This window comes from Herbaspirillum sp. Her3, assembly GCF_057961275.1.
In genome coordinates this window covers 127,299-150,574 of sequence record NZ_CM176328.1, presented here as the reverse complement: position 1 = coordinate 150,574, position 23,276 = coordinate 127,299, and the positions used below count along the sequence as shown (strand labels likewise).

Annotated in this window: 22 protein-coding genes; 8 read left to right on the top strand and 14 right to left on the bottom strand. The window is 63.4% G+C overall.

What is annotated here, in order from left to right; all coding sequences use genetic code 11:
* Positions 1-348: 348 nt before the first annotated feature.
* On the bottom strand, positions 349-1,194 hold the full coding sequence (locus ACVC5H_RS00665) for a transporter substrate-binding domain-containing protein (protein WP_489620515.1): 846 nt from the start codon (positions 1,192-1,194) through the stop codon (positions 349-351).
* A gap of 424 nt (positions 1,195-1,618) precedes the next feature.
* Between ACVC5H_RS00665 and ACVC5H_RS00660 the strand changes: the two genes are divergently transcribed.
* A complete protein-coding gene (locus ACVC5H_RS00660; protein WP_489620514.1) occupies positions 1,619-1,945 on the top strand; it encodes a hypothetical protein in 327 nt (108 codons plus the stop codon).
* Here the strand turns inward: ACVC5H_RS00660 and ACVC5H_RS00655 are convergent.
* The 10 genes from ACVC5H_RS00655 to ACVC5H_RS00610 form a co-directional block, all read right to left on the bottom strand.
* Positions 1,942-3,276, bottom strand: a complete 1,335-nt coding sequence (locus ACVC5H_RS00655) for a DUF2863 family protein (RefSeq protein WP_489620513.1) — start codon at positions 3,274-3,276, stop codon at positions 1,942-1,944. The two genes, ACVC5H_RS00660 and ACVC5H_RS00655, sit on opposite strands and share 4 nt — an antisense overlap.
* Before the next feature lie 11 nt (positions 3,277-3,287).
* Positions 3,288-4,217, bottom strand: a complete 930-nt coding sequence (locus ACVC5H_RS00650; protein WP_489620512.1) for a DMT family transporter — start codon at positions 4,215-4,217, stop codon at positions 3,288-3,290.
* 274 nt (positions 4,218-4,491) lie between these two features.
* A complete protein-coding gene (locus ACVC5H_RS00645; RefSeq protein WP_489620511.1) occupies positions 4,492-5,037 on the bottom strand; it encodes a C39 family peptidase in 546 nt (181 codons plus the stop codon).
* A 125-nt stretch (positions 5,038-5,162) separates the two neighbouring features.
* Positions 5,163-5,300, bottom strand: a complete 138-nt coding sequence (locus tag ACVC5H_RS00640; protein WP_489620510.1) for a hypothetical protein — start codon at positions 5,298-5,300, stop codon at positions 5,163-5,165.
* A 51-nt stretch (positions 5,301-5,351) separates the two neighbouring features.
* Positions 5,352-5,678 (bottom strand): hypothetical protein, encoded by a 327-nt coding sequence (locus ACVC5H_RS00635; protein WP_489620509.1) that lies wholly within the window; start codon positions 5,676-5,678, stop codon positions 5,352-5,354.
* A gap of 43 nt (positions 5,679-5,721) precedes the next feature.
* Positions 5,722-6,195 carry a hypothetical protein gene (locus ACVC5H_RS00630; protein WP_489620508.1) on the bottom strand — a complete coding sequence of 158 codons (474 nt, stop codon included), beginning with the start codon at positions 6,193-6,195 and terminating at the stop codon, positions 5,722-5,724.
* Between the two features lie 249 nt (positions 6,196-6,444).
* Positions 6,445-7,266: a MetQ/NlpA family ABC transporter substrate-binding protein gene (locus ACVC5H_RS00625; protein ID WP_489620507.1), complete on the bottom strand. Its 822-nt coding sequence runs from the start codon at positions 7,264-7,266 to the stop codon at positions 6,445-6,447.
* A gap of 121 nt (positions 7,267-7,387) precedes the next feature.
* Entirely contained in the window at positions 7,388-8,767 is a 1,380-nt protein-coding gene (locus tag ACVC5H_RS00620) for an LLM class flavin-dependent oxidoreductase (RefSeq protein ID WP_489620506.1), read from the bottom strand.
* A 9-nt stretch (positions 8,768-8,776) separates the two neighbouring features.
* The gene (locus tag ACVC5H_RS00615) at positions 8,777-10,039 is read right to left on the bottom strand and encodes an SfnB family sulfur acquisition oxidoreductase (RefSeq protein ID WP_489620505.1); all 1,263 of its coding nucleotides are present in this window, start codon (positions 10,037-10,039) and stop codon (positions 8,777-8,779) included.
* 37 nt (positions 10,040-10,076) lie between these two features.
* Positions 10,077-11,312, bottom strand: coding sequence for an SfnB family sulfur acquisition oxidoreductase (locus ACVC5H_RS00610; protein ID WP_489620504.1), 1,236 nt, complete (start codon positions 11,310-11,312; stop codon positions 10,077-10,079).
* A 267-nt stretch (positions 11,313-11,579) separates the two neighbouring features.
* Here ACVC5H_RS00610 and ACVC5H_RS00605 point away from each other — a divergent pair, with 267 nt between their 5' ends.
* The 4 genes from ACVC5H_RS00605 to phaP all read left to right on the top strand — a co-directional run bounded on the left by ACVC5H_RS00605 (position 11,580) and on the right by phaP (position 13,927).
* The gene (locus ACVC5H_RS00605) at positions 11,580-11,786 is read left to right on the top strand and encodes a DUF3717 domain-containing protein (RefSeq protein ID WP_008333821.1); all 207 of its coding nucleotides are present in this window, start codon (positions 11,580-11,582) and stop codon (positions 11,784-11,786) included.
* A 124-nt stretch (positions 11,787-11,910) separates the two neighbouring features.
* Positions 11,911-13,119 (top strand): patatin-like phospholipase family protein, encoded by a 1,209-nt coding sequence (locus ACVC5H_RS00600; RefSeq protein WP_489620503.1) that lies wholly within the window; start codon positions 11,911-11,913, stop codon positions 13,117-13,119.
* Positions 13,116-13,268 carry a hypothetical protein gene (locus tag ACVC5H_RS00595; RefSeq protein WP_489620502.1) on the top strand — a complete coding sequence of 51 codons (153 nt, stop codon included), beginning with the start codon at positions 13,116-13,118 and terminating at the stop codon, positions 13,266-13,268. The genes ACVC5H_RS00600 and ACVC5H_RS00595 overlap by 4 nt, the downstream gene beginning before the upstream one ends.
* A gap of 89 nt (positions 13,269-13,357) precedes the next feature.
* On the top strand, positions 13,358-13,927 hold the full coding sequence (phaP, locus tag ACVC5H_RS00590; RefSeq protein ID WP_489620501.1) for a TIGR01841 family phasin: 570 nt from the start codon (positions 13,358-13,360) through the stop codon (positions 13,925-13,927).
* Between the two features lie 89 nt (positions 13,928-14,016).
* Here the strand turns inward: phaP and ACVC5H_RS00585 are convergent, their stop codons facing one another.
* A complete protein-coding gene (locus ACVC5H_RS00585; protein WP_489620500.1) occupies positions 14,017-15,624 on the bottom strand; it encodes an NAD(P)/FAD-dependent oxidoreductase in 1,608 nt (535 codons plus the stop codon).
* A gap of 251 nt (positions 15,625-15,875) precedes the next feature.
* Between ACVC5H_RS00585 and ACVC5H_RS00580 the strand changes: the two genes are divergently transcribed.
* Positions 15,876-16,853, top strand: coding sequence for a bifunctional helix-turn-helix transcriptional regulator/GNAT family N-acetyltransferase (locus ACVC5H_RS00580; protein ID WP_489620499.1), 978 nt, complete (start codon positions 15,876-15,878; stop codon positions 16,851-16,853).
* Between the two features lie 212 nt (positions 16,854-17,065).
* Positions 17,066-17,401: a YXWGXW repeat-containing protein gene (locus ACVC5H_RS00575; RefSeq protein ID WP_489620498.1), complete on the top strand. Its 336-nt coding sequence runs from the start codon at positions 17,066-17,068 to the stop codon at positions 17,399-17,401.
* On the opposite strand, the gene mnmC1 is transcribed toward ACVC5H_RS00575, so the two are convergent.
* Positions 17,376-19,253 carry an FAD-dependent 5-carboxymethylaminomethyl-2-thiouridine(34) oxidoreductase MnmC1 gene (gene mnmC1, locus ACVC5H_RS00570; protein WP_489620497.1) on the bottom strand — a complete coding sequence of 626 codons (1,878 nt, stop codon included), beginning with the start codon at positions 19,251-19,253 and terminating at the stop codon, positions 17,376-17,378. The genes ACVC5H_RS00575 and mnmC1 overlap by 26 nt on opposite strands.
* Before the next feature lie 154 nt (positions 19,254-19,407).
* On the opposite strand from mnmC1, the gene ACVC5H_RS00565 reads away from it, so the two are divergent.
* Positions 19,408-20,343, top strand: coding sequence for an AEC family transporter (locus ACVC5H_RS00565; protein WP_489622759.1), 936 nt, complete (start codon positions 19,408-19,410; stop codon positions 20,341-20,343).
* A 69-nt stretch (positions 20,344-20,412) separates the two neighbouring features.
* Here the strand turns inward: ACVC5H_RS00565 and ACVC5H_RS00560 are convergent, their stop codons facing one another.
* A complete protein-coding gene (locus ACVC5H_RS00560) occupies positions 20,413-23,253 on the bottom strand; it encodes a bifunctional diguanylate cyclase/phosphodiesterase (RefSeq protein WP_489620496.1) in 2,841 nt (946 codons plus the stop codon).
* Between the last annotated feature and the right edge of the window lie 23 nt (positions 23,254-23,276).

Here is a 23,276-nt window from a genome sequence, read left to right as displayed (position 1 = left end):
TGCCCCCAGAAGGCGTGGTGGCAAGGCGCACGTCAGGGCTGGTGGCGGTGCCACCAGCCCTGACGTGCAACGCGGCCAGCGCGCCTTCTGGGGGCAACCCTCCGGGAGAGGCCGCCAAGCGTCGCCTGCCGTTGTTGCAGCTCCTTGCCGTAGCACCGCTACGGCGCGTCGCCGCGCCTAGGCAGTCAACGCTTGGCGACCTCTCGCACTCGCAGATTTAATGTGAACAGGCCCTAAGACGACCGCGCTGAAGCCCCCACCGACTCACAAATAAAAAACCCGCGCCGGAAGTTCTGTGCGGGTTTTTCTTTGCTACGTCTGCGGCCAGTCAGACCAGGCCGCGCGGCATCACAGCGGAATCTGCGCCGGCACATCTTCCGGCTTCACACCGGAGAGCTTCTGCAGGTTGCCCAGCACGGTCGGCTTGATCTTGCCGGCGGCGCGTTCGGCGGCGATCCACTTGTTGATGGTCTCGACCCAGGCCTTGTCCTCTTCCTTGGGCACGCCGATGTTGGTGGAGGTCGCTTCCAGCGGCTGCGGGACGGTCATCTTGCCCAGCGAGGGATTCTTCTTGAGCACGTTCAGGGCCAGCAGCCACACCAGCACCTGCGCATCGACGCGGCCGGTCTGCAGCGCCAGGGTGGCGTCGTCGGCCTTTTCCAGGCGCACGATGGTGGCATTGGGGCAGACGCGGGTGATCATCTGGTCGTGCGAGGAACCGATGTCCACCGCGATCTTCACTTCCGGCTTGTTCAGGTCGGCCCAGGTCTTGAACTCCTTCTTGGAGACCACCGTGAAGGCATTCAGGAACAGCGGCTCGGAAAAATTGATCACCTCGCGGCGCGCCGGGGTCGGGTTCATGCCGAAGAACAGGTCGATCTTGTGCGTCTGCAGGTCCAGCACCGAATTGCCCCAGGTGGTCTCGGTGATGTCCAGCTTCACGTTCAGGCTGGCAGCCAGGCTCTTGGCGAAATCGATCATGAAACCGCCCCACTCGCCGCTGGCCAGGTCCTTGTTGTAGTACGGTGCGGCGCCGCGCACGGCACCGATGCGCAGGGTCTTGGTACGTTGCACGCGGGCCAGGGTCGGTTCGGTCGAGCCGGTCGCAGCGGCGGCCTGCGCGAAAACGTTGGGGATGGCAGTGGCGGCGGCCAGGCCGGCCATGCCGGTGATGAAACTGCGACGGTTGGTCATTCTTGGTTCTCCCTGATGTTGGCGGACGGCGCCGCTGCCCGGTGGTCGGCAGCGTTGCGCACGTTTGGGCGCCCGGCAATGGCCGGACAGCGCCGCCGATTTTAGCCCAGCCGCAAGCCTGCCGCCCAGGCAAATCCCATCCCGGGAAAGCGCCATGGCGCTGCCTCTCAGCCGGCAGGAAATGTTTTACGCTGCCCCGGACCACCTCACCCCCTGACTCAGCTGTACGAAAATTAACAGAAACCTTGTCTCTGCGAGTCTTTTTGAAGATTTTTTTACAGCAACAGCATCACGGTAAAAGCGCGTAAGCCCCTCCCACCCGCACCAAGGCCACGCGTAGGCTTGGCTTGTCGTGTTGATGCCGCCGGGCAATTTTGCGGGCTGCGCATGGCACGCACGCGTAACGAGCACAACGGGGGATCTCATGCGCATTCAACTTCATCATCGCCGCCGCCGCGGCAGCCTGGTGGCCGCCTGCCTCAGCGCTGCGGCACTGGGCGGCTGCGCCAACTTCAGCGAAGTCAGCGCCGGACGCGACGACCTGTACATGGTCTCGGCCACCGGCGTGAGCTACACCATGTCCATTCCCGCCCTGACCTCGGCGGCCCGCGAAAAGGCCAACGCCTTCTGCGGCAAGCAGCAGATGCACGCCGATCTGCGCCAGCTCATCCGTGGCTGGCGTCCGATGCAGGTGGAACTGTATTTCCGTTGCCAGCCTACCGGCGTGAGCCTGCAAGCACTGCTGGACTAGCTCGGAAAGTCGCGCTCACGCAGCGGCAATCCATCGGCATCGAAGCCGTCAGCCAGGCGCAGGCCGGCCACGCCCAGCGAGGCCACGGCATCGGCTGCATCCAGCAGCACCGCCTGCAGATCACCATCGACCAGATGGACCGAGCGCGCCAGTTCACCCTGGGCACCGCGCAGCACCACGTGCAGGGTGCTGTCTTCATCCTCCTCCAGCAGGGCCAGGAAGGCAGTGGCTTGCGCCGCCTGCGCACCGGCCTGCTCCAGCCCGGCTTCCAGTTCGGAGAGCATCTGCAAGGTACGGTACTCGCCGTTGCCAGTGTGCTTGGCACCGTGGAACAGGTCCTGGTACAGGAAGTGCAACTGGCACTGCGACGCCGCTCCCGATTGACCAGTCAGGCATTGCTGCATCAGCGGCGTGATCTCTTCGCTCCACTGGCGGAAGCGCTGCGCACGCGCCTCGAAGTAGGCATCGGCAGCGGCTTCCTCCCGGGGAATCGCATAGAAGGGATCGTCCACGTCCTTCAAGGAAAAACCCAGCAGGAAGCGCAGTTCCAGCGCCTCGTCATCAGCGGTGAAATGGCTGGCCGGCCAGCCACGCATGCTGCGTTCGATGGCCGGCACGCTCAGGATCTTCTTGTCGGTCAGGGAGGCGAAGGCATCGCGGTTCATGGCTTCCACTTCGCTGAAGCTCAAGGCGTTGATCTCTTCGGGATGGTAGAGATGGTGGACCAGCACCACACGCGCCCTGGCGCTTTCGAGGCCGGCTTTCTGGATGCTCTCGCGCAGGGCGTCGAAGGCATCGCCATCGGCCAGCGCCTGGTCCTCGCGCAGGCCGCCGCGCGTGCGCGCCAATAGCGGGATCAGGAAGGCATTGATTTCGAGTTCCTTCTCGCCTCGCCGCAGCACGATGATGTCGGCCCCCTCCTCCACCACCTCGCGCAGGAAAGCATGGCCGCGCGGGTCGTCGTAACGCAATTGTTCCAGCGCCTCGTAGAGGGTATCGTCGTCGCGCTCGCGCAGGGTATTGCGCACCATGCGTTCCAGTTCATCCTGGCCGATGCGGCGGCCTGCTCGATCCGGCGCGTCGGCGGCTACGGCACTGGCCAGCGCCACCATCTGCTGCACCCGCAGTTCGTCTTCGTCCAGGCTCTGCGAGGCGGCGTGCGCCTGGTGCTGGCGCCGCCGCGCCGCTTCGGTGGAGACGTGGGTCTTGGGCTTCTCACGGGCCGGACCTGCGGTTGCGGGCTTGGGCGCCGGCTTGGATGGGGGCTTGGGCGCGGCCTTCTTTGACGCGGCCGGTTGTGGTTTGCCCGAGGGGCGTTTGGCTTGATTCATGTTGTCCTCGCTCAGTTCAGCGGTGATGGTCCGGTGGTGCGGCCCGGCAGCGTGGCCAGGAACATCCCGGCCAGCGCCACCGCGAAGGCCCCGGCCTGCAGGGCCGAGAGGCTTTCTCCCAGCGCCAGCACGCCGACCACGGCGGCCGAGACAGGCAGCATCACGGTAAAGACACCGGCACGCGCGGCCGGCACCACCTTCAATCCGGTCATCCACAGCCACACGGTCCATACGCTGGCGGCCAGTGCATAAAACACCAGCAACAGCCAGATATTGACCGGGACGGTGGAGAATTTGAATTGCAGCGCAGTGTACAAACCCATGGGCGTCATCAGCAACAATCCCCACAGGTTGATGACGGCACTGATGCGCTTGGGCGTGAGCACGGCGGTGAGCTTCTTGCCGATGACCGCATAGGCGGCTTCGCACAGCACCGCGCAGAACACCAGCACATTGCCCAGCCAGGCGTACTGGCCACTGCTGGCTGCCGGGGCGCCATGGCTATCCTTGGCCAGCGACAGCAGGCCGATGCCGATGGCCCCGCAGGCCACCGCGCCCCAGACCCGCAGGCTGATCCGCTCCTTCAGGAAGACCCAGCTCATCACCGCCACCACGGCCGGGATGGAAGACATGATCACGCCGGCCGAGACCGCATTGGTCATCGACACGCCCGTGATCATGCACAGCGTAAAGAGGAAATTGCCGAGGAAGGATTCGAGAAAGACCAACCAGCGCGATTGCGTGGAGAGCGGCTTTTCATCAGCGGGCTTTTTCAGCCAGCGCAGCATGGCCACCGCGCCGATGGCAAAGCGCAGCCAGGCCAGCAGGAACACCGGCAGCAGCGCCGCCAGCGGCTTGGTCAACGCGACGTAGGCGCCGACCAGGGACATGCTCAGGATCAGACAGCCGTAGCCCATGGGGCGGCTGGGGGTGTAGCTCATGTTCGTCGAGACTCACAGGAAGATGCGGCGCTCACGTACGCCACTACTTATATGGATCGAGCATTTTACCCGCTTGGATCCATTTCTCCTGAAAGACCAAACCATGCTCTCCTCAGTGAGAGTAGATAGGTATCAATCACGACACCACTAGAACCCATTTTATAAATAGGCGTGAGACGCGCTCTGCCCAAACCGAACTAGCTCCCACTCATGCCAATTTATGAAATGGGTTCTAATAGATATTTAGTCGGATATGCTCTGAATGCTCTTTTGACTATGGATAATTTCTTATAGAAAGAAGACGCTCTGAAATAGAGGTTCTATTAGGTAGCGAGCGCGAAAAATACTCCCTATCAATTTCCCGTTTCTGTATCGGGAGGACCACGAGGAATTTCCCCTGAGGCCCCCCCTCAGGTTCATTGTCGCGAAGGGTCTCTCGTGTGTACCACATATCCAGGAATTCTTTCCTGCTCAATATTCGATTACCGAAACTTGAGTCGGCAAGCCACACGGATGTTGAATCAATGCCTCTGATGACCGAAAAATGGTCCTGTCCCCTGTACTTCAAATAAACAACTACGGGAATCCTTAGCTGCGACAACTGGCTCCAATCTGAAGCAAAGCCCTGCGCCTTGTATCCGAAGGTCGGAAGAACACGCGCCATATCACTAAAACTCGCTTTCTTTTCACCTTGGTCGAGTGCCTTTAATAAATCATTTTCGCTGAGCGATTCGCCATATTGCCCATTGAGCAGGGTGGCCAGAGAAGCTGAACCGCAGGAGAAATCAAGCGCTTGCTTAACAATTTTCTCGTCGCGCATGCTCTTCCAACTTCGCACTGGCAGCGGAGCAAATTCGGTAGCCAAGGACATCATTGCAAAGCCAGCATAAGCGCTGTTCGCTACGCTCAAGCTAGCAAAAAAACATACTGTTCCTATCTTAAGCATCAGAACAAAACTCTTTTCACCAATGCGGCAAGCAATAGAAAAGCGGCTACAGCAACAGCCAAAATGTCCATGGCTAAATAGCAGGTTCCCATTTCACCCTTCTTTAAATCGCGGACAAAGTTTTTGATGAATTTCACAGTAGCTCCAATACGCGATTTGCCTGCCGACAAATCGCGTAACAGTATTATTTACCTACGCCAGAAACTACTAGCAAAATGCGAAAGGTGATACATCGGCATATAAGCAGATGTGTTGTACAGAGCATATGCTGCCGAACTCACTCCCGGAGCAAAATAATAAGCCATCCAAATCCATGCTCCTTCGGTCTCCTGCATTTCCTTTTGGCTCAACGCAACAACATCTAACTTTTGTTTGCCGTCCTTTGCAAAGACACTTTGTAGCTCGCTCTCGGAGACTTGAAGATGTTGTGGCGTTTCGACATTCTGCGCCACTTCCGCAAACGCGGTGGTAGTGACGCTAGCCGATAACATCAATAAGACAATCCATTTTTTCATTTCGATTTCTCCATTTATAGCTGGGGCACAATTTGATGCAAGATCACGGAAACGTGTGCATCCACACCGCTCGCAGGTCGGCCCCATTGCGACCTGAGACATTGGACTTTAGCGAGAGATTAATGATGCTTTCACGGTCAACCGCATAGGCCACGCCCAACAACAAGTCAGACCGTGTATGTCTAGCAGATTGCTCGATGTCGTTGATTTGATCTGGAAAGCGAAGGGCCCACTGCAAACCCGATGTAAGGCTTATCTTCTCGTTGACAGCAAAGCCTAGCGAAGGGTTGAGCAGGAGATAGCTTCCAGCTTTGTAGGTCACACCGCTGTCATGGCGCGGCGCACCGTACTTGTAAGTACCGGTAACGGACAAGACGACCGGATCAATAGATCTGTAAGACGTGACGCTAAGTAGCAGGGATTTGAAGGATGATGACCGGGAGTTTTGTTTTTCGAGAAGCGCAGTTTCCACAGAAACTATGATGTTCTGCGGAAAGCGGTAACCCGAACCGATCATACGGATACGCTGAAAAAAAGACAGGCGCCAAGTAGCGCCTTTATAAGATTTTTGTGCTCAAAGAATCTACGCATTTTGCCGATACCTCTATCAGAATCGGCAGAGCATATAGTCGTAAACCAGCTCTTTTTAGGGAGCCCAAAAAATAGAAATTTCTTCTCCGATTTTTACGAAAAGCTCCTCTTCATATTTCGAAAAAAAACTCGAATAACATCAACTCGTCCTATTGAAGGGGAATTCTGGATGTGATCACCAAGCCGCCAATATCCCACCCTTGAACTCCGTCTCGATATACCGCTTCACTTCCGGCGACTGATAAGCCTGCACCAGCTTGCCCAGCCAAGGTTGCGCACGATCCTTCTCGCGCACGGCGATCAGGCAGGCATAGGGGCTGTCGCCGCTTTCCACCACCAGACTGTCGCGCGCCGGATTGAGGCCGGCCTTGGCAGCATAGTCGGCATTGACGGCGGAGGCATCGAGATCGTCGAGCGTGCGCGGCAATTGCGCCGCATCGATTTCGACGAACTTCCATTTCCTGGGATTCTCGATGATGTCGATGGGCGTGGCATTGGTGCCGGTGAGCGGATCGATACCGGCACGCAGCTTGAGGAGGCCATGCTTCTGCAACAGCAACAGTACACGGCTTTCATTGGCGGGATCATTGGGAATGCCGATCCTGGCACCCACGGGAACATCTTCCAGCTTGCCGTACTTGCGCGAGTAGATCGCCATCGGCCCGATCATGGTCTTGCCCTCGGCATAGAGCTTGTAGCCGCGCGCCTTGATCTGCGCATTGAGGAAGGGACGATGCTGGTAGCTGTTGGCATCGAGCTCGCCGGCATCGAGCGCGGCGTTGGGCTGGATGTAGTCGTTGAACTCGATGATCTTGATTTTGTAACCCGGATTGTCGCGTTCAAAAACGCGGCGCGCCTGCTCGAAGATCTGGGCGTGCGGCCCGCTGGTCACCCCCACGCGGATCACCTGATCGGGAGCCGCTTGCACCTGCAGGCCAATGCTGGACAACAGCGCCAGCAGGAGGCCGCCAAGCCATGTCGTTGCGATGGATTTCATTGTCTTCCCCGGTTGAAAAAAGGCCAATGTAGCGACCACTCAACCGGTGCGGAAGGAATCATTTCCGCTTTGCTTATGTGCTGCGCGCATGTGTCTGCGCGCAGCCTGGAGGAACATTTCTTCAGGCGTGCTCGACCGCAGCCCCCACCCGGAACCCGGCACCCACGTGCTCTTGCGGCAAGGTCGCAGCGCGCCGGAAAAGTTTTTCACGTAGCGTGCCGGGGGCATACTCGCGCTTGTAGGAACCGCGTTCCTGCAGTACCGGGATGACCAGGTTCACGAAGTCCTCGAAGCTCTCCGGCGTGACCGTGCGGGTCAGGTTGTAGCCATCGATGCCGGTGTCGGCCACCCAGCTCTCCAGTTCATCGGCAATGCGCTCGGGCGCACCGACGATGCTGGCGTAGCGGCCACCCAGTTCGAGCTGCTGCAGCAGCTTGCGCTTGGTCCAGTTCAGCTCCGGCTGCGTGACCACCTTGGCCAGCGATTCGATGGCATTGGTCTTGCCCGCGCGGATCGGTTCATCCAGGTCGAACCGGGAAAAATCGATGCCGGTGCCCGCCGAGAAATGGGCCAGCCCGGCTTCCGGACTGGCGTAACTGGCATATTCACGGAAGCGCTCCTGGGCCTCCTGTTCGGTACGGCCCGTCACGACCGTCAGGCCCATGAAGATCTTGATGGCCTCCGGATCGCGTCCCTCGCGTACCGCCCTCTCACGGATGCTCTGCACCAGCTTGCGCGTGGCGTCCTTGCTCTGGCTGGAGATGAACACGCATTCGGCATGGCGCGCGCCGAAGGCTTGTCCGCGTCCGGAGGAACCGGCCTGGTACAGCACCGGCGTGCGCTGGCGCGACGGCTCGCTCAGGTGGATGCCTTCGACGTGGTAGTAGTCGCCGTGATGGACGATCTTGTGGACCCTGGCCGGGTCCGCATACACGCGGCGGGCACGGTCGCGCTGTACGGCGCCGTCTTCCCAGCTGCCTTCCCAGAGCTTGTAGACCACTTCCATGAATTCATCGGCGCGGTCGTAGCGCTGGTCGTGTTCCAGTTGCTCATGCAGGCCCATGGCGCGGGCGGCACTGTCGAGATAACCGGTGACGATGTTCCAGCCGACGCGGCCGCGGCTCAGATGATCCAGCGTCGACATGCGGCGAGCAAACAGGAACGGTGCCTCGTAGGTGAGATTGGCGGTGACACCAAAGCCCAGGTGCTCGGTGACGGCGGCCATGGCCGAGACCAGCATCAGCGGATCGTTCACGGGCAGCTGGATGGTCTCGCGCAGGGTCAGGTCGGTATTGCCCTGGTAGACGTCGTAGACACCGACGATATCGGCCAGGAACAGTCCGTCGAACTTGCCGCGCTCCAGCAGGCGGGCCAGATCGGTCCAGTAGCTGATGTCGGTATAGTCCTGCGAGCGGTCGCGCGGGTGCGTCCACAGGCCGTGGTTGATGTGACTGACGCAATTCATGTTGAATGCGTTGAGGCGGATTTCCTTCTTGGCCATGCGGACTCCTCAGATCGCGCCGTGGCGCGGTGGCTTCTTGCCATTCAGGACGTAATTGCCGATGGCGTGATATTTCCAGCGCACCGGATCATGCAGCGTATGCGTGCGGGCATTGCGCCAATGACGGTCCAGGTTGTGCTCGGACAGGGTGGATTGCGAACCGGCCAGCTCGAACAGCTTGCTGCCGGCCGCCAGCGAGATTTCCGTGGTCAGCACGCGGGCCTCGGCCACGGCGATGGAGGCTTGCGCGATGCTGTCCTCGCTGGGAGCGGCGGCAGCGGCATCGACCTTGCGGCCGGCGCGGCGCACCAGCGCTTCGGCTGCGTGCAGTTGAATGGTCAGGTCGCCCACTTCGCGGATGGTGAGCGGATCATCGCCCGCCCGTTCCACACCGCTATCGACCCAGGCACGCGAGCGCGTGCGCACGAAAGCCAGCAGGTCCGCATAGGCGGCCCGCGCGATACCGAGGTCGATGGCAGCGTGCTGGAGCTGCGCCATCGGACCGATCTGCGTGGGCCGCGAGAAGGCGGTGGCAAAGCCGATCACGGCATCAGCCGGCACGTGCACGTTCTCGAAAACGGCACTGCCGCTGCCGGTGGTGCGCTGGCCGAAACCGGACCAGTCATCGATGATGGTCAGGCCCGGTGCATGGCGCGGCACGATGGCCAGTTGCTGCACGCCGTCTTCATCGATCACCGAGGTCGGTACCCAGTCGGCATAGAGCGCACCGGTGGCGTAGAACTTGCGGCCGTTGATGCGATAGCCCGGGCCGTGTTCGTTTCGGGTCAGGCGGGTCTTGCGGTCATGCGAAGTCTTGGTGCCGAGTTCGGCCAGGGCATTGCCGAAGCGGTCGCCCTGCAGCACGCGGTCGAAGAAGAAGCGCTTCTGCGATTGGCTGCCGTTGACGCGGATCAGTTCTACCGCATAGAAATGGTTTTGCGGAATCTGTCCGATGGAACCATCGGCCGCCGAGATGGTGGCGATGACTTCGGCGAGGGTGCCATAGCTCACCCCAGCCCCGCCATATTCCTTGGGCACGGTGATGCCCCACAAGCCCGAGCGCACGTAGCGATCCAGCTCATCCCACGGCAACCTGCGTTCGCGGTCGCGCAGCGCCGCCTCGCGGCTGAAATCGTCGGCCAGCTTGCGCGCGGCGGCAATCGCTTCGGCATCGTCGCGGATGCGCGCCACCAGGCGCGGCGGCGTGCCCGACGGCGGCGGAAGGGAATCGAGCGTGGTGAAGGTAGCTGGGACAGCGGCAGTCTGGGTCATGATGGTTCGCGTTCGAGAATGAGGGAAGGCACCGGCATCAGCTCCAGGAATGGCGCGGCGGTGGCGTGCCGTTGAGGGCGTAGTTGCCGACCGCAAAATATTTCCAGCGCACCGGATCATGCAGCGTGTGCACACGCGCATTGCGCCAGTGGCGGTCGAGGTTGTGGCTGGCCAGGGTGGCGGCCGAGCCAGAGAGTTCGAACAGTTTTTCCGACGCCAGCAAGGCCACTTCGGTGGACAGCACCTTGGCTTCGGCCACGGCCACCGAGGCTTGTGCCATCTGCTCGAAGCTGATCTGCGCGGGCAGGCTGTCGAGCAGCGCGGCAGCGTCTTCCAGCAGGGCTTCGGCAGCGTGCAGGCGCAGGCTCAGGTTGCCGACGTCGCGCAGGATGTAGGGATCGTCGCTGGCGCGTTCCAGTCCGCTATCTACATACGGACGCGAACGGGTAGTAACGAAGGCGATGGTGTCCTGCACGGCCGCATGGGCAATGCCGGCATCGATGGCAGCCTGGATCAGCTGCGAGACCGGGCCGATGTTGTTGGGCTGTTGCAGCGCGTCCTTCAAGGGCAGCACCTGCGCGACAGGCACGCGTACGTTCTCGAACACCACCGTGCCGCTGGCCGTGGTGCGCTGGCCGAAGCTGGACCAGTCATCGATCACGCGCACGCCCGGCGCATCGTGGCGGCTGTAGACCACCAGCGGCTGGCCCGCCTCATCGATGGCGCGGCTGGGAATCCAGTGCGCATACAGCGCCCCGGTGGAATAGAAGCGCGTGCCATTGAGCAGGTAGCTGCCGTCGTCGGCTGCGGTATCACGTGTGGCGCGGGTGCGCACGTCGAGCACGTTCTTGCCGTTGCGCTCGGGGCCGGCATTGCCCAGGCGAGCGCCGTCCAGCACTTCGGCGAAGAAGAAGCGCTGCTGCGCTTCACTGGCCAGGTTGGCGATCAGGTTGAGATTGCCGAAGTGGTTCTGCGGAATCTGGCCGATGGAAGGATCGGCGGCGGAGATGATCCGAAATACTTCGGCCACCGTCTGCCACGAGGCGCCGATACCACCATGGGAGCGAGGCACCGTGATGGCCCACAAGCCGCTTTGCGAAAAGCGTTCGATCTGGTCAAACGGAAGGATGCGCTCACGGTCGCGCAGCGCGGCGCTTTGTGCGAACTCGGCCGCCAGTTCGGTGGCCACCTGCAGTGCCTGCGCTTCGCTATTGATGCGCTGGGCCGGGCGCAAGCCTGGACGGCGGGCCGATTCGAGGATGTGCGCGGACATGGACCACTCCTGAGGGGATAGTGCGGGCAGCGCCGAAGGGCGCGCGCGAGGGGTCTCATTAGAGCAAAGCTGAGAGGGATTCCGAACGAAGCATTGCGCATGTGCTTGCTTGTTTTTTGCATGCTGCACAAGCTGCAGAACCTTATGCAGAAACTGCATGAAGCCCCGGCAAGCCCGGCCATACTGTGTTTTCAGCCAGTATCGGCACTTGAAATGGGTTAGAATGCGCCGACGTTTTACCTTACGTCTTTATCAAGAAACACCGCCATGCTCACCCTCACCGAACTCGAAGATGCAATCAATTACTGGCGCCAGCAGCGCCCGGCCAGCGGAGAGGAGTGCGCACTGTCCCCGGAAGTCAATGCCCTGGCGGGCCTGTACGCGATGATGATCTTCCATCGCCGCCACGAAGTGGACCTGGAACAGATCGATGCCCAGGCACGCCAGCTGATCGAGGCCTGGCTGGCAAGTTGAACGGCGGTTTTCCGTACGCCTGAGTACAGTCACCGTCACCTTGCTGTAAGCGCGTTATCCTAGACTCCTTCTGAACGTTCCCGCTGTTGCCGGATCAGTCCGGTATCACCTGAAAGGAAGAACGATGCGCAAGGACCAGGACCAGACGCCGCCCGCCTCCCGCCGCAAGGCCGCTGCCGCTACCGTCACCGACAAGCCGCGCGTGGCGCTGGTGCTGCAGGGTGGCGGTGCGCTGGGGGCCTACCAGGCCGGGGTCTACCAGGCCCTGCACGAGAACGACCTGACCCCGGACTGGGTGGTCGGCACCTCCATCGGCGCCATCAATGCCGCCTTGATCGCCGGCAACCCGCGCGAGACCCGCATTGCACGCCTGCGCGAATTCTGGGAGACGGTGGCCCATCCCGACCTGTTCGACCTGCGCCAGGTACCGGACACGCTGCGCCCCTGGGCCACGCGACTGACCACGCTCGACACCTTTCTGCGCGGCACCGCCGGCTTCTTCCGTCCGCGTCCGCTCAATCCGTTCGCGCTGGGCCTGCCGGTGCCACCCGACGAGGCCAGCTTCTACAGCACCGCCGAACTGGGCGAGACGCTCGCGCGCCTGGTGGACTTCGATTACCTCAACGGGCCCTCGGGCATCCGCATGACGGTCTCGGCAGTCAAGGTCACCTGTGGCACGCTGGTCAATTTTGATTCGCGCCAGCAGCCGCTGGGCCCCGAACACGTCATGGCCAGCGGCGCCCTGCCGCCCGGCTTTGCGCCGGTACGCATCGAGGGCGAGCTGTACTGGGATGGCGGGCTGTACTCCAACACGCCGCTGGAAGCCGTGTTGAACGACGAACCCCGTACCAACCTGCTGTGCATGATGGTGGACCTGTGGCACGCCGACGGGCCCGAACCGCGCACGTTGGAAGAGGTGCAGACGCGCGAGAAGGATGTCACCTTCGCCTCGCGCTCGCAGCGCCATATCGATGCCTATCTGCAGCAATACCGCCTGCGCCGCGCCGCCCATGCGCTCTACAAGCGCCTGCCGGCCGAACTGCTGACCCAGCAGGATCGCCAGATGATGGCCGAGCTGGGCGCCGACAGCACCATCCACATCGTGCGCCTGGCCTACGCCGGACGCGACTGGCACATGGCCTCCAAGGACGTCAATTTCGCCAGGGGTTCGGTGATGTGGCGCTGGGAACAGGGCTACCAGGACGGACTGCGCGGCATCGCCCTGGGCAAGGGCTGCCCCTTTGCCGAGAGCGACACCGGCATCGTGGTGCACGACCTGCCCAGCGGCGAAACCCACGTCCGCCCGGAAAAAACAACCGAACGTTCGGCTTGATCGCCCGCAAAGCCACACGGGATACGGCGTCGCATAATTTCCACGGCAGTGTAAATATTTTGTGCGATGCACAAATAGCACTTGATTTCACCAAAGAAGTGCATAAAATAGAAATTGTTGCGGCGCACAAAATCAAGATTGTCAGCTGATTCTGGTCGAAAGCCGCGCTCGAACGCCGATTGTTTTGATCGTCACGCTCGTCGGCAAGCTCATTTGTCATATCACCTAGGAGATGAACATGTTTTCGTACCAAGATCAGTTTTCCGCCGCTACCAAGGCCAACCTGCAAGCCCATCTGGACCTCATCAACAACCTGACCGCCAAGGCCTTCGAAGGCGTGGAAAAGATCGTTGAGCTGAACCTGTCGGCCACCAAGGCCACCCTGGAAGAAGCCACCGCGGCCGCCAAGCAGCTGGCCGCTGCCAAGGACCCGCAGGAACTGCTGTCGCTGGCGGCCGCCCAGGCCCAGCCGGGCGCTGAAAAGGCCACCGCCTACAGCCGTCACCTGGCCGGTATCGTGTCGGCCACCCAGGCTGAATTCACCAAGGCTGCCGAAGCCCAGATTTCCGAAACCAGCCGCAAGCTGTCGGCCCTGATCGACGAGATCAGCAAGAATGCGCCCCCGGGCTCGGAGCAAGCCGTCTCCATCCTGAAGGCCACCCTGACCAACGCCAACGCTGCCTACGAGCAACTGTCCAAGAATTCCAAGCAAGCCGTGGAAACCCTGGAAGCCAACCTGGCCAACGCGACCAAACAGTTCACCACTGTGGCTGAAAAAACCGTCGCTTCGACCCGCGCCAAGAAGTAATCTTCACTTTCGGCCGTAAAAGCAAAACGCCGCCCCGGGCAACCGGAGCGGCGTTTTGCATTGGGTGATCCGAAGCGCGGATCAGCGCATCAGGACTGCGCCACGATATCCAGCGCCAGCGCCTCGGCCACGCGGATGCCGTCGATGGCGGCCGACATGATGCCGCCCGCATAACCGGCGCCCTCGCCAGCGGGATACAAACCCCTGGTGTTGAGGCTCTGCAGGGTGTGGTCATCGCGCTTGATGCGGATCGGCGAGGACGTGCGCGTCTCGATGCCGGTCAGCACGGCGTCGTGCATGGAATAGCCACGGATCTGCTTCTCGAAGGCGGGCAGTGCTTCGCGGATGGCATCGATGGCGTACTTGGGCAGGGAAGGATTGAGGTCGCCCAGCGTCACACCCGGCTTGTAGGATGGCTCAACGCTGCCCAGCTGGGTGGACGGACGATTGGCGATGAAGTCGCCCACCAGTTGTCCGGGCGCATTGTAGTTGCCGCCGCCCAGTTCATAGGCGCGGCTCTCCCACTCGCGCTGGAAGGCAATGCCGGCCAGCGGATGGCCCGGATAATCGGCCGGCGAGATACCGACCACGATGCCGCTGTTGGCATTGCGCTCGTTGCGAGAATACTGGCTCATGCCATTGGTGACCACCCGGCCCGGCTCGGAAGTCGCCGCCACCACGGTGCCGCCGGGGCACATGCAGAAGCTGTAGACCGAGCGGCCATTGGAGGCGTGGTGCACCAGCTTGTAGTCGGCCGCGCCCAGGATGGGATGGCCCGCGCCGGGGCCGAAGCGGCACTTGTCGATCAGCGACTGCGGGTGCTCGGCGCGGAAACCGATGGAGAACGGCTTGGCCTCGATGTAGACACCGCGCTCGTAGAGCATCTCGAAGGTGTCGCGGGCGCTGTGGCCGATGGCCAGCACCACGTGGTCGGTCTCGATCTGCTCGCCGTTGGCCAGGGTCAGGCCACGGATCCTGCCGTCTTCGATGAGCACGTCCTCGACGCGCTGCTCGAAGCGGAATTCGCCGCCCAGCTTCTCGATCTTCTCGCGCATCAGCTGGATCATCTTGACCAGGCGGAAGGTACCGATGTGGGGCTTGCTGACGTACATGATCTCGGGCGGCGCATCGGCGGCCACGAATTCGGCCAGCACCTTGCGGCCGTAATGCTTGGGATCCTTGACCTGGCTGTAGAGCTTGCCGTCGGAGAAGGTACCGGCCCCGCCCTCGCCGAATTGCACGTTCGATTCGGGCTTGAGTTCGCGCTGGCGCCACAGGCCCCAGGTGTCCTTGGTGCGCTCGCGGACCGTCTTGCCGCGTTCCAGGATGAGCGGGTTGAAGCCCATCTCGGCCAGGATCAGCGCCGCAAACAGACCGCAGGGACCGAAGCCGATCACCACCGGGCGCTGCTTCAGCGCAGCCGGGGCGCGGGTGACGTAATGGTAGGAAGTGTCGGGCGTGGGGCCGACCTTGGTGGACTTCGCATGGCGCGCCAGGACGGCAGCCTCGTCCTTCACCTCGGCGTCGATGGTGTAGTTCAGGGTGATGGCCGTCTTCTTGCGGGCATCGTAGCTGCGGCGAAACAGCGTGAAGGACACCAGCTCATCGGCCGTGATGCCCAGGCGGTCGAGGATGGCGGCGTTCAGTTCGTCTTCCGTATGGCTCAACGGAAGGGTCAGTTCAGAGATGCGCAACATGTGCGGGGACTTTCAACAAGACTGGGGATGCAGGAGGTGGCGCAGGCCACGGTGGCCGGTGGGATCACGGCGCAAGGCTGCGCGAAAGGCGACATTCTACTCCAGCCGGGCAGGCGCTCCCAACCGCCAGGCGGCCCCGGCCAGTTGCGTAGGCGAGACAGCGGTGGCAGCCGGGCCGGTCAGACAAGTTGCATAACGCAATCATATGGCGCACTATTGATTGCATTTCGCAACCATTACAGGATCTCGCCATGGACTACGATGGCCTGCACTCTCCCCCGCGTGACCAGACCATCCGCCAGCTGCGCGAGCTTTCGCGCAAGCTGGTGCGCGAGCTGGGTTTCATGCGCAGCACCCTGGCTGGCAGCGACCTGGCGCCCTCGGCGGTACATGCCATCATCGAGATCGGGCTGCGGCCCGGACTGCAGGCGCGTGAGCTGGGCGAGCTGCTGTACCTGGACAAGTCCAACACCAGCCGCCAGCTGGCCAAGCTGGAAGCGCTGGGGCTGGTGCGGCGCAGCCCGGTGCCGGAGGATGGACGCGCCTTCAGCCTGGCGCTCACCGAGGCCGGGCAGGCCTTGCGCAAGAAGATCGACAAGTTCGCCACCGATCAGGTCTCCGGCGCCTTGCGGCGCATCCTGCCGGAAGACCAGCAGGGCCTGGTGCGCGCGCTGGCGCTGTATTCGGAGGCACTGTCGCGCGACAATCCCAACGCCGCCGCACGAGCGGCCCGCGCCGCCACGGTGCCGTTGAGCACCGGCTACCAGCCCGGCTGCATCGGCGACATCGCCAGCCTGCATGCGCGTCACTACGCCGGGGTGGCCGGCTTCGGGGCGTTCTTCGAGCACAAGGTGGCCAGTGAGCTGGGCCGCTTCGTGGAAGCGCTGCCGCAACCCGGCAAGCAGATCTGGACCCACGTCGAGCACGGACGCTGCCTGGCTTCCATCGTCATCGATGGCGATCTCCGGCACCGGATGGCGCACCTGCGCTGGTTCATCGTGGATGACAGCCTGCGCGGCGGCGGCGTCGGCCGGCGCCTGTTGGAAGAGGCCATGGCCTTCGTCGATACGCATCGTCTCGCATGCTATCTGTGGACTTTCCAGGGCCTGGATGCGGCGCGCCATCTCTATCTGGCAGCGGGCTTCACCCTGGCCGAGGAATCACCCGGCGAGCAATGGGGAAGCCGCGTGGTGGAACAGCGCTACGTGCGCCCGGCGCGCAGGATGTAAGCGCCCGGCATGTATCGGTCTGCCGTCATTTGTTACCTGAATCCCCGGCACGGCACTCCTTCCGGGCCTGGCACGCGGCGTAACGGAACGCCCTGATACAGCTGGAAACACAACATTACAGTTTTAAAGAAGCCCGGCTCCTAGAGTGGTTTCACAGCGCGGCGCCCTCGGCCTGCGCTGCATCCACGCCACACCACTTTGCAGGAGCCATCATGAAAAAGACGACAAGCCGCCTCACCTTCGCCCTTCTCACCACCCTGTGCGCCCTCGGCGCCACCGTCGCCACCGCCCCCGCCGCACAGGCCCAGGTGGTCGGCGTGGACGTGCGCATCGGCACGCCACCGCCCGCCCCGCGCTATGAAGTGGTGCCGCCGCCGCGCCATGGCTATGCCTGGGCACCCGGCTACTGGGCCTGGAACGGCCATCGCCACATCTGGGTCGGCGGCCACTGGGAACGCATGCGCCGCGACTATGCCCGCTACGAGCCGGCCCACTGGCAGCCCGGTCCGGGCGGCTGGGTCTTCATTCCGGGTCACTGGGTGCGCTGAGCGCGGACGCTGAGGCCGCGCCAAAGCGGGCCGGGTCCAGGGCCGTCACCAGGTCGCGCGGCAGCGGCAAAGGCTCGCGCTCCAGCATCGCGGCCAGCAGCTCGGCCAGCAGCGGCGCCCAGATCAGGCCGCGCGAGGCATAGCCCAGCAGGCCGTAGAGTCCTGGCTCGCCGGGCAAGGCACCGACCAGCGGCAGACGGTCCGGCGCAATGCAGCGCTGGCCGACCCGGCCTGGCAGGTTTGCATCCGGCTGCGGCAAGGCCGTGTGCGCGGCGATCTGCGGCAGCATGTGCTGCAGGCGGCCGAGGTTGTCGGCATGGCTGTCGGCACGCAGGCTGGTATCGTCGAAACGGTCATAGGTGGCGCCCATGCAGACCTGGCCGGCATAGGGCCGGGTCAGGTAGCCATCGCCACACAGCGCATGCGGCAAGTCGGGGAAGCCCGCTGCCGGCAGATGCGTGACCTGCCCGCGCACCGCATTCAGGGGCAGCCCGGCCGCCTGCGCCAGCGCGCGCGCCTGGGCACCGGCGGCCAGGATCACCAGCGGCGCCTGGACGATCACGTCACCGTCTGCATCCAGTGCCTGCCATTGTCCCTGCTCGCGTTGCAGGCGGGCCACGGCACGGTTGAAGCGGGTGTTCACCTGCCCTTGCGCACGTGCCACTGCCAGCAGGCGGCGGCACACCGAGGGCGGATTGAGCCAGCCCGCTTCGGGGAAGAAATAGCCGCCGCCCATGGTCGGCATGCCCAGCACCGCCGCCGTCTCGCCGGCCGGCATCCAGCGCGCATAGCGCGGCGGATACTGCCACTGCTGCGCGCCCTGCTCGAAGGACAAGGCCTGCCTGGCATCGCGGCCGAATTGCAGGATGCCGCAGCATTCGCCCTTGATCGCCGCATCCTCGCTCAACCCCACGCCGCCCAGATCCTGCCAGCGCTGCGCCGCGAACAGGAAGGCGGCCCGCGTGAGGCGGGCCAGCGGACTATCGTCGCGCGCCAGCGCCGGCATGAAGAGGCCGCCGTGATTGCCCGAGGCCCGCGTGGCCACGTCCGGTCCGGCATCGATGAGCTCGACGTGCCAGCCGCGTGCGGTCAGGCGCTCGGCAGCGGCGGTACCGGCCAGTCCGGCGCCGATCACCATGGCATGGCGCGCGTGGTCCGGACCGCGCATCAAGGGCGTACCGCTGGCGGCCACATGGGTGGCAGGCCTTGCCCAGGTGGGGGCGTAGCGCAGGGCCAGTGCCCCTGCATGCTCCTCTGCCTGGAAGCCTACCTGGCGCATCGCCGCCGCCAACGGCGCTTGCCCGGCCGCCCCGAACACCAGCGCCCGCGCGCCCGTCCAGGCCAGGCGCGCCAGCCGCTTGCAGGCGTGGGCATGCCAGGGTGGCGCGGCAGGGTCGAAGCGGGTCGGATCGGCATGCAGGTAGAACAGGTCCACCGGCGCTTCCAGCCGTGCCAGCTCTTCTTCGACCGCACCCCAGATGAGGGTCAGCGTCACCCGCCCCTCATCGAGCAACAGGCGATGCGTACCCGGCAACGGCAGTGGCCAGGCTGCGCGCAAGGCCTGTGCATAAGTCAGATCGTCGTGAAGAGCGTCTGCGCAAGGCGGATGCGGCAGGATGGCGACGTAATGCAGATGCGCTGCACCCTGCCCCGCTGCGCGCTGGCAGGCAAAGGCATGCCAGGTGGCAAAAAAGGCATGGCCCAGGCCGAAATGCAGGTCCAGCACGGTGGCGCTGTGCTGTTCGCGCAGACAGTCGGGTACGGCGTGCAGTGTGCGCGTGATCGCGGCGGCCTCGGCGCGCCAGGCGGCCAGCAGTTCGGGGCTGGCCAGTTGAAGGGGACGTGCAGGCATCTTGAAAAGCCCTGTGGATAAATCAGACAAGGCCGCCATTCTACGCCGCCCATTTCATGCGGCATTGCGCCTTGACAAAGGAAGACACGCTCCCTAGTCTGGCCCACGCCCAATGCCGATCAACCCGCCCCCCGCAGCATGGCTGCGCACCGCCATGCTCGCCATCTTCAATATCGTCTTCCCGATCTTTTCGCTGATCTTCCTGGGCTGGGCCTGCCGCAAGCGCAACATCCTCTCGGCCGGCGCGGCCAGCGAACTGAACCGCTTCGTGATCTGGCTGGCCTTGCCGGCGCTGCTGTTCGATTCCATGTCGCGCCTGAAGGCGGAGGACTTCGCCAACCTGCGTTTCATCGGCGTCTTCGGGGCCGGCGTGGCGGTGGTGTTCCTGATCACGGCGTGGCTGCGGCGGCGCCAGCAGGCGGCCGCCCCCGACGTCATCATCGACAGCCTCGGCAGCTCCTACGGCAATACTGGCTTCATCGGCATTCCGCTGTGCTACCTGGCCTTCGGCAACGATGGCCTGCCGCCCGCGGTGATCACCATGGTGATGACGGCCTGCCTGCTCTTTGCGGTGGCCATCGTGCTGCTGGAAACCTGCCTGCACACCCAGGCCGCCCTGGGGCAGACGGTCGCCAAGGTCGGCCGCTCGCTGCTGCGCAATCCCATCATGATCGCGCCGGTTGCCGGCGTTCTCGTGGCCGTGACCGGCGTGAGCATTCCCACTGGCGTGCAGCAGCTCTTCAAGATCCTGGGCGGTGCGGCCAGCCCTTGTGCGCTGGTCTCGCTGGGCCTGTTCCTGGCGCAGCCGGTACGCGCCGGCGAAGGCGCGCCCGTGTGGCTGCTGGTGGCCTTCAAGCTGCTGCTGCAACCGGCCGTGACGGCCGTGCTGGCCTACTGGATTCTGCCGCTGCCGCGCCTGTGGGCAGACAGCGCGGTGCTGCTGGCGGCCATGCCGATCGGCACCGGGCCCTTCATGCTGGCCGAACTGTACCAGCGCGAGGTCACCGCCATGTCGCGCGCCATCCTGATTTCCACCACCCTGTCGCTGCCCACCATCGCCGTGATATTGGCCTGGATTGCGCATCATTGAGCCAAATATGAACAAGGCCGCACAGCGATTGCCGTGCGGCCCGATTTGGAAACAGCGCAGGAAAATTTATTACAAAATCGCCCGTTCTTCCCGCAGGATCTGCTCGAACTTCTCGGCCGGCACCGGCGGGCTGAACAGGTAACCCTGGATCTCGTCGCAGCCATAGTGGCGCAGGTAGTCCAGCTGCTCGTCGGTCTCCACGCCTTCGGCAATGACGCGCAGTTTCAGGTGGCGCGCCAGCGAGATGATGGAGGCGGTAATGGCCGCATCGTCGGCATCGATGGTGATGTCACGCACGAAGGAGCGGTCGATCTTGAGCACGTCGATGGGGAAGCGCTTCAGGTAGGCCAGCGACGAATAGCCGGTGCCGAAGTCATCGATGGACAAGCGGATGCCCAGCTGCTTCATGCCGGCCATGATGCCGATGGCATGCTCGACGTCGGTCATCATCAGACTTTCGGTCAGTTCGATTTCCAGCGAGGCCGGGGGCAGGCCGGTATCTGCCAGCACGTCGGCAATGGAGGACACCAGATCCTTCTGCAGGAACTGGCCCACCGAGAGGTTGACCGACACGCTGATCTCGTCATGCCCGGCCATTTGCCACTGGCGGCACTGGCTGCAGGCGGTGCGCAGGACCCAGGCGCCGATGGGCAGGATCAGGCCGGTCTCTTCGGCCAGGCCGATGAAGCGCGCCGGCGAGACCATGCCCAGCTGCGGATGCAGCCAGCGGATCAGCGCCTCGCAGCCGACCACGCGGCCGGAGGCCAGGTCCACCTTGGGCTGGTAGTGCAGCAGGAATTCGCCATGGTCGAGCGCACTGCGCAGGTCGCCTTCGATGCGCAGGCGTTCCAGCGCCTGCTCGTTCATGGCCGGGGTATAGAACTGGAAATTGTTGCGCCCGGTCTGCTTGCCGCGATACATGGCGATGTCGGCGTGCTTGATGAGGGTCTCGCCATCGGTGCCATCGTTGGGATAGCAGGCCACGCCGATGCTGCAGGTCATGAACAGCGTATGCCCGCCCAGCGTGACGGGTGCAGCCACCGCATCCATGATGCGTTGCAGGCTGCGGGTGTCCAGTGACAGTTCATCCTGCTCGGGCAGGATCATGATGAATTCGTCGCCGCCCAGGCGCGCCACCGTATCGGCTTCGCGCACGGCCGCGCGCAGGCGGCCGGCTACGGTACGCAGCAGGGTATCGCCGGCCTTGTGGCCCAGCGTGTCATTGACGAACTTGAAGCGGTCCAGGTCCACGAACACCACCCAGAGCGCCTGCTTCTGCCTCTCGGCCGCGCCGATGGCCTGTTCCAGGTGATGGCGCAGCATGTGGCGGTTGATCAGGCCGGTCAAGGTATCGCGGCTGGCCTGGAATTCCAGTTCGGCTTCATAGCGCTTCATCGAGGTGATGTCGTAGAGCGCCGCCACGAAGTGGGTCACCACACCGCGTTCGTCGCGCACCGGGGCGATGTAGAAATCATTCCACAGCTCCGAACCATCCTTGTGATAGTTGCGCAGCACCACGTTGTGTTCGCGCAGCTCGCGCATGGCGATCCACACGGTTTCGAAGCCCTCCGGATCGCTGTCGCGGCCCTCCAGGAAGCGGATGCTCTTGCCCACCGCTTCACCGCTGCTGTAGCCGGTGATGCGGGCAAAGGCCGGGTTGACGTATTCGATGGCGTAGTCCGGCGCCTGGGCCGAGAGGATCAGGATGGCGTTGGCGCTGGCCTCGATGGCCTGGTGGCGCAGGCGCAGCGCGCGTTCGGCCAGGCGGCGCGCGCGGATGTCGTCCGACAGCAGGGCGTTGGTGGTGCGCAGCTCGGCGGTCTTCTCTTCCACCAGCTGCTGCACCCGGTGCGAGCGCATCGACAGCGCGCGCAGGTAGGCCGCGCCCAGCAGCGAGGCGATCACGCCGACCAGCCCGATGAGCAGCGAACCGTAATGGTCCGCAAAGACCGAGCGCGGCGGAATGCTGATCTCCATGTGCCAGGTCTGGCCGGCGATGTCGAAGCTGGTGAGGGTCGAGGAAGGATGGCGGAAGAAGCTGCCGGGCGGGATGATCTGGTCCAGCCAGTGGGCCGGCTGGGGCAGGCCGTCATGGCGGTAGACCAGGTTGCCGGGATCGGCCTGGGGGCCGACGTAGATGCGCAGGCCGATTTCGTAATCGCTCATCAGGCCGGCGCCATCGAGGATCTTCTGTACCAGTCCGTCCAGTTCCAGCACCGCCGAGGTATCGCCGACGAGCAGCGCGCGCCGGGCCTGGATATCGGTCGGTTGCACGCCACCGCGATAGACTGGCTGCACCACCAGCAGGCCGCTCTTGCCAGCGCCGGCATGCGTGAGCCGCATCGGCGGGGTGGACCAGGGACGGCCACTGCTCACGGCTGCATCCAGCGCGCTCATGATGGCGGCATTGCGCGAGACGTCCAGGCCCAGCACCGCTTCATTGCCGGCCAACGGTTCCACATAGTCGACCACCAGATAGGTGGGCTGCTGCGAGGCGCGCTCGGTCAGATCACCAGTGCCCGTGGTGATTTCGAAACCCGGCTTGGCGCCCTGGCGCAGGGCTTCGAACACCAGCCGGTCGTCATCCGCGACGAAGCGCTGCACGCTGAAGGAGCGCACATAGGGATAGCGGGCCAGCAGCGGACGGGTAAAGCTCTCGAACTGTTCGCGCGAGGGATCGCCCACGGTGGCGTAGAAGTGATTGACCACCGATTGCACCTGGACGGCCTCTTCCAGTCCGCGCTGGATGGTGAAGGCACGCAGGCCGGCCCGGCGCTCGAAGTCCAGGTGGACGGCATCCTCTTCCAGATGGCTGGTGGCGACGAAGACCGTCACGGTGGCACACAAACCCAGCATCAGCGTGAGCGATGCCGACAAGGTTGCTCCCAGCTTGTTGATCACACGCTGCATAAACGAATCGTTATATCCCTAGG